Here is an 8,669-nt window from a genome sequence, read left to right as displayed (position 1 = left end):
GCGATGAAGGTCTTACAGGAAGCTGCATCGCAGGGGATTTCACGGCCACCGCCCCAGTAGCGTCGCAGAGGAGGAACCAACGAAAGGACTTGCAATGCTTTCCAAGCGAAAGGCATTGGTAACCGGAGCTTCTCGTGGAATCGGACGGGCAATTGCGGTAGAGCTCGCCGCGCAGGATCACGACATCGCACTGTGCTACCGCACCGAATCGGATGCCGTCACCGAGACTCTGCGTCAGCTCGAAAAATTCGAGGTAGCAGTCCATCACGCCCCGTGCGACGTCTCCGACGGGGCCGCCGCCGAGGCGTTCGTCGACGCATCCGTCGATGCGCTCGGTGAGATCGACGTACTGGTCAACTGTGCAGGCATCGTCAAGGACCGTCCGTTGGCGCTGATGACGTCCGCGGAGTGGCACGACGTCATCGACACCAATCTGACCGGCACGTTCAACTTCTGTCGGCCGTTGTCCTACCGATTCATGAAGAACCGATCGGGATCGATCGTCAACGTGTCGTCCATCGCCGGTGTGTACGGCAATGTGGGTCAGACGAACTACGCAGCGTCCAAGGCCGGGATCCACGGATTCAGTCGGTCGCTCGCCAAGGAAGTCGCTCGCTACGGGGTGCGTGTCAACGTCGTCGCACCCGGGTTCGTCGAGACGGACATGACCGGTGATCTGAGCGAGAAGGCTCGGAAGAAGGCGCAGGACTCGATCCCGTTGCGTCGCTTCGGAACTGCAGAGGACATCGCCGAGGTGGTCTCGTTCCTCGCCTCGGACCGTGCGTCCTACGTCACCGGCCAGGTTCTTCAGGTCGACGGAGGGATGGTCCTGTGACGCTGGCACTTTCGCGTCCCGATGTCGGAGTGCGAGTACCGCGCGCGGAGCCGGTGATCGGCCTGGACGTGGTCGACATGTCCGACGATCGGGCCAGGGCCCGCAAGCTGGTGTCGGCCGAGGATCCCTACCTCTCCGGCCACTACCCCGACGTACCGATCTTCCCAGGGGTGTTCACCATCGACTCCGTGGTCCAGACCGCGCGGGCATTGCTGATCGACCGCGAGCCGGGGTCGTCACCGCGATTGCAGGTGCTGGTGTCCGCTCAGTTCACCGCGCCACTGCAACCGGGTGACCGATTCGAGGTTGCCGTACACGTGCTCGACCCCAAGCCCGTCGACCCCGAGGGGACTCGTCGCATCAAAGCGCAGTGCATCCGTGGCGACGGCATCACCGCCGGCCGAATGACACTGCTGATGGGAGGAATCGACCGATGACCACAACGCTCGACGCACTCGATCATGAGGATCTCTCTGCGGAGCCGTTGCGTCCCAACGGGACCGAAGTGCCCGACCGATCGCTGACCTACCGTCAGATTCTCGACACCCTGCCACACCGGCCACCGATTCTGTTGGTCGATCGAGTACCACACCTGACCGTCGGAGAGTCCATCGTCGCGGAGAAGGCGGTCAACGCCAGTGAGCCGTGCTACGTGGACATCGCCGACTACGTCGACACCGCGCGAGACCCGCGAGATGCCGACGCGTTCGGAGACGAGCGTTTCGCCTACCCGGCCGCTCTGATCATCGAATCACTCGGACAGGCCGCAGCGATCCTGTGGCGCACATCGGTACCGGCCGGGGACGGAACCCTCGTCTTCGGTGGTATCCGCAACTGCAGCTTCCACGCCCACGTGTACCCGGGAGATGTTCTGCAGCATCGGGTTCGGATCGATGCCCTCAAGGGCGACTTCGGAATTCTCTCCGGTCACACCGAGGTCGCAGGCCAGGTCGTAGCCGAGGTCGAATCGATGTTGGTCGCCCTGCGACCGCTGGCCGACAGACAGAACCCCTCGGAAGAACCCACCACAACAGCAGTACCCACAACAGGAATGGAGACATCATGAGCAACGACAGCATCACCTACGTACCCGAGTACCTGGAAGACATTCGCGAGATCGTCGCCGACATCCTCGAGGTCGAGACCGACGAGGTCGGCGAGACAACACATTTCGCCGAGGAGCTCGACGCCGATTCGCTGCGTGCCATCGAGATTCTCTCGCAGCTCGAGAAGAAGTTCAAGATCGACATCCCACAGACCGAACTGCCGCGAATGGAGAACCTGTCCGCGGTGTACGCCGTCGTCGCCGAGCGCGCAGGCTGGTAAGGCGATGACTACCCGCGTCGTCATCACCGGTCTCGGCCCGGTGTCCAGCATCGGCATCGGAGTCGAAGATTTCTGTCAGGGCATCAGAGGCGGCCGCAGTGGAATCTCGGCCATCGATGCGTTCGATACCACGGGATTTCCGGCGACCATGGCCGGCGAGGTCAACGATTTCGTGCCGGCCTCGTACCTGTCGACCCTCGACGAGAACGAGTGGGGCCGAGCGAGTCTGTTCGCTGCGGCCGCCGCGCGACTGGCGGTGGCGGACGCGGGGATCGCGCCCGAACTCCTCTCCACTCACAGGGCCGGATCGGTCATGGGCACCACCGGCGGTGAGACTCGGTCCATCGAACTTATCGCCGAGTCCGCCCTGGCCGACGGACCTGCCGACATCGATCCGGCACTGATCAGAAATGTGCCGAGCGCCCGCATCTCGGAAGCGGTCAACACCGAACTCGGTATGACGGGCGAAGCGCTCACCATCGCCACCGCGTGCTCGGCCAGCAACTACGCAGTGGGCTACGCCTACGACCAACTCGCTTCGGGGGAGGCGGACTACATGATCGCCGGCGGTGCCGATTCGGTACTGCGCTGGGCCCACGCCGGGTTCTATCGTCTGGGTGCGTTGACCGAGAAGGCATGCTCACCGTTCGACGTCGACCGGTCCGGCATCATCACCGGCGAGGGCGGTGCGGCACTCTTTCTCGAGACCTTGGATTCGGCGACCGAACGAGGCGCGCACATCTACGCCGAGGTCCTCGGGTACGGCGTCAACTGCGACGCAATCCACATGGTGGCTCCGGATTCTGCAAGCATCGCCGCGTGTGCCAGGGTGGCGCACGAGAACGCGGGTATCGATGCCGCCGACGTGGACTACATCTGTGCGCACGGTACCGGAACCCCGGCCAACGACGCAGCCGAGACCGCAGCGATGAAGAGTGTCTTCGGTTCCACGCCACCGCCGATGAGTTCGATCAAGTCGATGCTCGGACACACGATGGGTGCAGCCAGTGGCTTCGGAGTGATCGCGTCCTGCCTGGGAATCGACAACGGCTTCATGCCTCCCACAATCAATTTCACCGAACTGGACCCGGCTCTGGACGGTATCGATCCGATACCGAACCACGCGCGCTCCGCGGACGTGCGGCTGGTGCAGAACAACGGTTTCGCCTTCGGTGGAAACAACGCCATAGTCATGCTCGCGAAAGTCGGGTGAATCGCTCATGTCCATCGACGTACACAGTCGAACTCCTACTACCGCCACCGACCGGATCGGCATCTACGGGTCCGGTGTGGTCTCCCCGCTCGGAATCGGCATCGACGCATTCGGAGAGTCACTGGCCCGGTCGATGTCGGCCGAGGCCGACGTATCGACCATGTTCGCAGACGAACTGCCCACCGAGCGTGGGTTCGCCATCGTCGACTTCAAGATGAAGGAACACGTCGACCGCAAGGGCATCCGCTTCTTCGACCGACCGACGTGCTTCGGCATCATCGCGAGCGGGCAGGCACTGCAGGCCTCGGCGGGAACCGAGGTGGACCGTGTAGGGCTGGTGCTCGGCACCACCACCGGGAGCGAGAAGTCCACCAGCGACTATTCCCGGGACACCCTGACCCAACCCAAGCCGTATCTCGTCAACCCGGCAACCTTCCCCAATGCGGTGATGAACTGCGCCGCAGGCCAAGCCGCCATCTGGCACGGGTTGACGGGGGTCAATGCGACCGTCGCCGGCGGTCAGCTGGCCGGCATCCAGGCGCTACGCTACGCAAGGAACTCGATCACTCGCGGATACAGCGACGTGATGGTGGCCGGAGCTGTCGAAGAATTCAGTCCGCAACGTGCTTGGGGCGCATTCGGATTGGATCGCGAGCACCCCTTGGTGGCAGGCGAGGGTGCGGCGACGTTCCTGCTGGCCGGCGACGACAGTGAGACCGCCGCGAAATCGAACGGTCCTATCGCGGAACTGCTTTCCGCCGAGGTGGGCCACTACGGACCCGACGCGCGGATCCGTTCGGCCGGACTCGCCGGCGTCATCGATCGCGCCCTCGAACGCGCGGGAATCGACCGCTCGGACGTGTGGATCGTGGCCACCGGCGAGACCGGAACAGCCGCGCACGATGAGGTCGAGTCCGACGGCGTCGACACAGCCCTGCCTGGAGTCGAGCGTCTGAGGATCAAATTGCTCAATGGCGAAACTCACGCTGCCACCGGCGCTCTCGCGCTGTCCGCAATTCTCGCTCACCACCGTCGTGACCCCGAACTGCACGGCCGGGCCGCCGTGCTGACCGCTGTCTCGCCCGATGGCGCCGTCGCCGCCGCTGTGATCCGAGGTTTCCATCATGGCTGATGTCATCGCCGGAAGCGCGGTGATCAGTCCCCTGGGCGGCCAGGCGGAAACGTTCGACGCATTGATCGCCGGGGAGTCCGCTCTGCGTCCGCTCGAGTTCTACGACCGCGATCGGGTGAACGTACACCTCGGGTATCAGATCGGCGACGGTCCCGAGGGCGACCTGAGACCGGCCGGCTGGCTCACGTCGGTGATCGCCGACGCGGTGGCGGACGCGAAATTGGATCTGTCGGCGGCCCGCGTTGTCGTGGTGGTCGGCACCAGCATGCGCGAATTGCGAGGTGTGGAAAGAGCATTGGCGTCGTCGATCCGGCCGCTGACGTTCGACCTTCCCGATCTCCACTTCACCCGCGCCGTGCGAGCGGTCGTCCCCGACGCGATCGAGGTCATCACCGTCACCAACGCCTGCTCGGCAGGGGGACACGCGCTGGCGATCGGCGAGGACTATCTGGCGACCCGCCGCGCGGACGTGGTGATCGTCGCCGCCTGCGACGGCACCAGCGAGTCCATGATCGCCTCGATCGGCCGCGTGCACGAGGACCCATCGGACGGGGTTCGGCCCTTCGATCGTCGGCGCAAAGGAGTGCTTCTCGGTGAGGGCGCTGCTGCGCTGGTCTTGGTGTCCGCCGAGCATGCATCGTCGATCGACCGTTCGGCCGCGCGAGTGCTCGGCACCGAAATGGCCTGCGACGCAGCACACGAGACCGCACCGGACTCGGCAGGTATCGCACGTACCATGCGGGGCGCTCATCGGCGGGCGGGCATCACCGCCGCCGACGTCGATCTCGTGGTTGCGCACGGCACCGGAACCGCACTGAACGACCCGACCGAAGCAGCGGTACTGGTGGACGTCTTCACCGGCAGTGCCCCCATCGTCACAGCGCTCAAGGGTGCCCTCGGGCACACCACCGGACCGTCACCGCTGATGAGCGTCGCCGTCGGAATCCAAGCCCTGCGCGAACGCCGCGTGCCTGCGATCGTGGGACTCAGCGATCCCATCGACGAAGCCGGCGACATCGACCTGGTCGTCGGATCGCCTCGTCGCACCGGCGGCAGCATCGTGCAAATAGATGCCTTCGGTTTCGGTGGCGTCAATGCCGTTACGCTAGTGCAGGTTCCGGCATGAGCGCGGTGGTGGTCGAGGGACTCGCGGTGCAACTCCCGGGCCTCGACCTGGGTGGACAAGCTCATCTGGCCGCTGCGGCCGACGAGTACTCGACCATCGGCGCAGACTCGGCCAAGACGATCATCGGTCGAAAGCGACTGCTCTACAAAGAGACTGCTACGCGCCTGGCCGCCTGTGCGGTGCACCGGGCACTCGGACTCGACATCGGCACGGTACCGGAGGCAGCGTCCGGTGCCGACGCGGACACCGCGGTGATCGTGAGTTCCAATCTGAACAACGTCGACACCGTCGCGCAGATGGACGAGTTGGTTCTGGCAGGAAAATTATCCGATGTCAGTTCCATGCAGGTGCCCAATGCCTCACCCAACGCGGTGGCCTCGTCCCTGGCGATCAGGTTCGGGCTGCAGGGTCCGAACCTGCTGATCAGCTCGGGAATCACCGGCGGCCACAGCGCCGTTCGGGTTGCCGCAGCGATGCTGCACAACCGCAGAGCCACCCGCGTGGTGGTCGTCGGTGTCGAACCGTCCGACCCGGTCGCAGAGGTCGTCAACGGCGCTCCGCTGGTGGCCGCATCGGCGTGTGTGGTTCTTCGGCTGGTGGACTCACCGCCGCCCGGCACAGTGACCGTGGAACTGGACGATCCCGCGCCCCAGGCGGACCACCTCGAATTCGGCGCCGGCGGAGTCGATCTCGTCAGCGCAGTGGGAAACACCTACGGGACCCTCGGTGTACTGCAGGTCGCGGTCGCGGCCAACTGGATGTGGCAACACCCGGTGTCCTCGGCATCGATGGTGTGCGAGAACTCCGAAGACGGAAGAACCCGATTGTGGCTGGCGCGAGCCGCCTGACCGCACCGCAACGACAAGAGAAGGACGTGCACATGACCACCGAAACACACTTGCCCACCGAGACGACGACGTATGTCGGGCGGCCCCGCTTCGAGGGCGCGAACATCAGGACCTGGATCGGATTCAAGCACTTCACCTATCTCATGGAAGAGGGCGTGCTGCAGTATCTTCGTGATCGAGATCTGGGTCCCACCAAGCTGTACCGTGATTTCGGCCTCGGGGTCGAGTTCGTCGACTCGTCCATCCAGCTGCCCAACACCATCGACCTCGACGACGAGGTGAAGGTCCAGGTCACGCGGGACGAACGCAAGCTCGGCTGGGCCTTCTCGGTCCGCATGACGGTCGATCGAGGTGACGGCCCGATAACCGTGCTCAACGGCAAGACCCGGGTGCAACTGATTCACGAGGTGGACACCACCCCGCGGTCCTCCGTCCCGGAGACCGTCGCCGAGGCGGTCTCGGAGATCACCTCGCTCGACACCACCGGACCCCAGACGTTGGCGCAGCTGAAGTCCGAGGACCCGAATGCCTTCCTGTGGTCGTGGCGGATCCCGTACTTCTACTGCCACTACTCACTGCGCCTGCAGCACTCCGGTTACGTGCGCGCGGTCGAGGAAGTGGTGGACCGCTTTCTGTTCGACCGGGGCCTCGCCATCGAGGAGGTACTGGCCGAACGAGGCTGGATTCCCGTGGTATCACGCTCTCGCATAACGCTTCTCGAAGACGCCCTGATGGGTGAGACGCTGCACACCGTCATGCGAGTCGACGAGGTGATCAAGGACGTGATGTACCCCGCCAAGATCGACATGTACGTCGAGCGCGGGGGCACGCTGTTCCACACCGCCACCGCATCGGTGGTGCACGGCTACGCCGTCAGCCGGGGCACCGAGGCGGGCACGCTGGCGACGTTCGACGACGAGACGCGCACCAAGCTACTCGGGGGCCGCTGATGGCACGCGCGCCCAAGCCACCGAAGGTGTGGTTCTCGTTTCGCAGTCCGTTCAGCTGGATCGCAATGCACGAGCTCGATCGCCGAGTCCCCTCTGCGCGTTCGACATTCGACTTCGTACCGTTCTGGGAGCCAGACGCCAACACCGCGAGCCGGTTGGCCGCACGCGGTGGCGAGATCATCTACACCCCCATGAGCAAGGCCAAGCACCTGTACATCCTGCAGGATACGAAACGGCTCGCCGAACGGTACGGACTGTCCATGACCTGGCCGGTGGACATGTCGCCGTGGTGGGAACCGTCGCACCTGGGCTGGTTGCAGGCGCGTGCAGCGGGCAGGCAATGGGAGTTCTACGACGCCGTCGTCGCAGCGCGTTGGGAACGCGGCGAGGACATCAGTGATCCGGCCGTGATCGGTAGAGCAGCGGAGATCGCCGGGCTCGATCCCGCCGCGATCGCGTCCGCGGTCGACGACGACACCGTGCGCGACGCCGGCGCAGACGCTCTGTACGACGGTTACCACTCCGACATCTTCGGGGTGCCCTACTTCCTGAACAAGCGTCAGCGATTCTGGGGCCTCGACCGGTTGGAGTGGTTCCTCACCGATCTTTCGGTTGCCGGTGTGGACGTGTCCTCGGACGGTATCGCGGCAATCGAGGACGACCGGATCGACCGGTTGCTGGGAGCTGTTGCTTACGACACGGACTCTGCCGGTGGCTGCGGATAGCCGCGTCGTGGGCGGCGGGAGTGGAGCCTGCGGAATGACCTCTGGGGGCGGGAGTGGAGCCTGCGGGGGGACTTCCGTGCCGGCTGTCGGTCGGCGGGTGGTTCTGACGACGGTGTCCTCCGACGCACACACGTGGAACCTGGTGTTCCTGGCGTTGCTCCTCGAGGAGCACGGTCACACGGTAGTCAACCTCGGCCCGTGCGTACCGGACGAGGTGGTGGTGCAGGCGTGCCGGCGCATCGAACCCGATGTACTGGTGGTCAGCACGGTCAACGGTCACGGCTGCATCGATGGTGTGCGGTTGATCGAACGCATCAGGGCAGAGATCGGCGGCGTGCCGGCGGTCATCGGTGGGAAGTTGACGACCATGGGTGAGAGCGGGCACGAACGCACTGCCCAACTCTTGGACGCCGGGTTCGACTCCGTTTTTCTCGACGCGTCCGATCTGGACGGTCTGACACGATTCCTGGATTCGGCCGACGCACTCACCTCGGTGGGTGCGTGATGGACGACT

Annotated in this window: 11 protein-coding genes; all 11 read left to right on the top strand. The window is 64.7% G+C overall.

All coding sequences use genetic code 11. The features are described 5' to 3' along the window. Positions 1–94: 94 nt before the first annotated feature. The 11 genes from fabG (at position 95) to CH275_RS06175 (ending at position 8,660) form a co-directional block, all read left to right on the top strand. Positions 95–835: a 3-oxoacyl-[acyl-carrier-protein] reductase gene (gene fabG, locus CH275_RS06225; RefSeq protein WP_045197327.1), complete on the top strand. Its 741-nt coding sequence runs from the start codon at positions 95–97 to the stop codon at positions 833–835. Beyond that, complete coding sequence (locus CH275_RS06220) at positions 832–1,272, top strand: 3-hydroxyacyl-ACP dehydratase FabZ family protein (protein WP_094676208.1); 441 nt, start codon at positions 832–834, stop codon at positions 1,270–1,272. The genes fabG and CH275_RS06220 overlap by 4 nt, the downstream gene beginning before the upstream one ends. Next, positions 1,269–1,901, top strand: coding sequence for a 3-hydroxyacyl-ACP dehydratase FabZ family protein (locus CH275_RS06215; protein WP_052683835.1), 633 nt, complete (start codon positions 1,269–1,271; stop codon positions 1,899–1,901). The genes CH275_RS06220 and CH275_RS06215 overlap by 4 nt, the downstream gene beginning before the upstream one ends. Beyond that, positions 1,898–2,161 carry an acyl carrier protein gene (locus tag CH275_RS06210; protein ID WP_045197326.1) on the top strand — a complete coding sequence of 88 codons (264 nt, stop codon included), beginning with the start codon at positions 1,898–1,900 and terminating at the stop codon, positions 2,159–2,161. The genes CH275_RS06215 and CH275_RS06210 overlap by 4 nt, the downstream gene beginning before the upstream one ends. 4 nt (positions 2,162–2,165) lie before the next feature. Next, positions 2,166–3,374: a beta-ketoacyl-[acyl-carrier-protein] synthase family protein gene (locus CH275_RS06205; RefSeq protein ID WP_094676206.1), complete on the top strand. Its 1,209-nt coding sequence runs from the start codon at positions 2,166–2,168 to the stop codon at positions 3,372–3,374. 7 nt (positions 3,375–3,381) lie between these two features. Next, positions 3,382–4,506 (top strand): beta-ketoacyl synthase N-terminal-like domain-containing protein, encoded by a 1,125-nt coding sequence (locus CH275_RS06200; protein WP_094676204.1) that lies wholly within the window; start codon positions 3,382–3,384, stop codon positions 4,504–4,506. Next, complete coding sequence (locus CH275_RS06195; RefSeq protein WP_094676202.1) at positions 4,499–5,632, top strand: beta-ketoacyl synthase N-terminal-like domain-containing protein; 1,134 nt, start codon at positions 4,499–4,501, stop codon at positions 5,630–5,632. Before CH275_RS06200 ends, CH275_RS06195 begins: the two co-directional genes overlap by 8 nt. After that, positions 5,629–6,480: a beta-ketoacyl synthase N-terminal-like domain-containing protein gene (locus tag CH275_RS06190; RefSeq protein ID WP_094676200.1), complete on the top strand. Its 852-nt coding sequence runs from the start codon at positions 5,629–5,631 to the stop codon at positions 6,478–6,480. The genes CH275_RS06195 and CH275_RS06190 overlap by 4 nt, the downstream gene beginning before the upstream one ends. Before the next feature lie 32 nt (positions 6,481–6,512). After that, positions 6,513–7,430, top strand: coding sequence for a hypothetical protein (locus CH275_RS06185; RefSeq protein WP_094676415.1), 918 nt, complete (start codon positions 6,513–6,515; stop codon positions 7,428–7,430). Further along, positions 7,430–8,155: a 2-hydroxychromene-2-carboxylate isomerase gene (locus tag CH275_RS06180; RefSeq protein WP_094676198.1), complete on the top strand. Its 726-nt coding sequence runs from the start codon at positions 7,430–7,432 to the stop codon at positions 8,153–8,155. The genes CH275_RS06185 and CH275_RS06180 overlap by 1 nt, the downstream gene beginning before the upstream one ends. A gap of 76 nt (positions 8,156–8,231) precedes the next feature. Beyond that, positions 8,232–8,660 (top strand): cobalamin B12-binding domain-containing protein, encoded by a 429-nt coding sequence (locus tag CH275_RS06175; protein ID WP_235386925.1) that lies wholly within the window; start codon positions 8,232–8,234, stop codon positions 8,658–8,660. Positions 8,661–8,669 lie beyond the last annotated feature (9 nt).

The organism is Rhodococcus sp. 06-235-1A (assembly GCF_002258785.1).
Classification (GTDB): domain Bacteria; phylum Actinomycetota; class Actinomycetes; order Mycobacteriales; family Mycobacteriaceae; genus Rhodococcoides.
This window is presented reverse-complemented; position numbering and strand designations above follow the sequence as displayed.